Source organism: Streptomyces bikiniensis, from assembly GCF_000716625.1.
GTDB lineage: Bacteria > Actinomycetota > Actinomycetes > Streptomycetales > Streptomycetaceae > Streptomyces > Streptomyces bikiniensis.
In genome coordinates this window covers 1-1,874 of the sequence record NZ_JNXJ01000101.1, presented here as the reverse complement: position 1 = coordinate 1,874, position 1,874 = coordinate 1, and the positions used below count along the sequence as shown (strand labels likewise).

Here is a 1,874-nt window from a genome sequence, read left to right as displayed (position 1 = left end):
CTCATCAGGCACAAGATCATCCGACACCCGCAACACTCTGCCGCCACCAAGCTCGACCGCCAAGTCCCTGCACGGAACTCATTCTGAAACGTTCAGTTAGTACGGTTTTCGACTACCCGGTCTCCACATCGGACGTCTCTCCGGGTACCCATTCATCCGAAGGAGTGGATAGCGGCGAACGGGGATCCGGCAGCACGAAGAGCCCCTATGCACCGTTCAAAGCCATCGCAGGCCTCCTCCTCGCTACCTGAAGCCACCAACGCGCCTCCCCTGCCGTCGTTGACGTGAGCCCCAGCGGGGAACGCCCGCTCGATTCCCGTGGTCTGTTCTCGGAAGAGTGCGCCCTGCCGTGCAGTAGCGCGACAGAGGCGAGTTCGAGCCGAGGCGACTACCGCCTGTCGGCCTTGGGCCTCCTGCTCATACGGAACGGGCTTCATGGCCCGCGCCACGAGACGCGTCCCCTCCCGTGCCTTCGCGATCAGCTCCCGGCTCTCCTCCACGCCCACCGCGTGCCGAAGGGGCCGGCCGAACATCAGCCCGCGCTCCTCGTGCGCATCCGCGTCGGCGTAGGTGCAGCCGTCCTGCCGCCACAGCGTCCCCTGGTCGGCCAGCCGATGCCCGGCAAGGAACGCCACCGGCAGCGCCAGCTCGGTATTCAGCCGCAGCACACGCACCTCCACGTGCGGCGTCCGGCTCAGCTCCAGCAGGTGACCGAGCTGATCGGCCGTCATCGCCGGCCGCCCGCGGGTCCGGCCCGGGACCGCTTCGTCCAGGACCGGCGTCCACCGCTTCGTCCCGACACCGGCGCGCGGGCAGGGGATCTCCAGTCCCTTCGGACCCGCGTATGTTGCCGGCGGCCGGTGGAACGGCCAGGCGGCCGCGTACCCCTCGGCCTGGAAAGGCTCGGGGAGCCGGTCGCTCGTGAAGCACTGGACTGCCTCGGCCCGCGTCATCAGCAGCGCGGCACGGTCCGCGTTGCCGGGGCCGTCGTCCCGGAAGACCGACGGACTCGCCGACGCTGCCCGGCTCGACCCACGACCTGACTGCCGCCAGGCAGCATGGCATCGTCGAATCCCTCGCCGAAGCAGGACTCGGATGAGGAAGCGCTGCCACCACACCACCCACACCAAGATCCGCTGCAACACCAACCGCATCACCGGCATCGTGAAGGCCGTCCTCGTCCTTCACCACGCATCAACGTGAGGTGGGAAAGGCTCTCTGATGAGCCTCGTGCCCCGACGCCGGGTGGTGGTCACGGCCACGGCATCTCCCGACCACACTCTTCCCGCAGCACGATACGGACATGGACACCGATTCGTTCGGTGGCCATGCCCGTATCGGTGTAGTCAGCGGGGGGCGGACCGCCTCGCGGCTGCCGTCCGGGGGGCGGTGCCCAGATAGGTGACGCGCAGCGTCCCGGTGGCGGTTTCCCGGTCGACGAGCACCTCCACGCCGTAGACCCGCTTGATCAGGTCCGGGGTCAGTACGTCCTCCGGGGCCCCGGCCGCGGCCACCTCTCCGTGGTCGAGGAGGACGATGTGGTCGCAGTACCGTGCCGCGAGGTTGAGGTCGTGCAGCGCGACGACGCAGGTGACGTCCAGTGAGGTCAGCAGGTCGAGGAGTTCGAGCTGGTGACGTATGTCGAGGTGGTTGGTGGGTTCGTCGAGCAGGATCTCCCGGGGTTCCTGGGCGAGGGCGCGGGCGAGCTGGGCACGCTGTTTCTCCCCGCCGGAGAGGGTGTGCCAGCTCCGGTGCTGTTTGTCGGTGATCTCGGCCCGTTCGAGCGCCTCGTCGACGATCCGCCGGTCGCGCTCGGTGAGCGCGTCGAAGCGGCCGCGGAACGGGGTGCGACCGAGTTCCACGACCTGGCGGAC

The 1,874-nt window shown here is 68.7% G+C and carries 2 protein-coding genes; both read right to left on the bottom strand.

Annotated features, from left to right (window positions below; genetic code table 11):
* Positions 1 to 152 precede the first annotated feature (152 nt).
* Complete coding sequence (locus tag OO47_RS32885; protein ID WP_030223464.1) at positions 153 to 953, bottom strand: Scr1 family TA system antitoxin-like transcriptional regulator; 801 nt, start codon at positions 951 to 953, stop codon at positions 153 to 155.
* A gap of 393 nt (positions 954 to 1,346) precedes the next feature.
* On the bottom strand, positions 1,347 to 1,874 hold a 528-nt coding region (locus OO47_RS32875), incomplete at its 5' end, for an ABC transporter ATP-binding protein (RefSeq protein ID WP_033211175.1).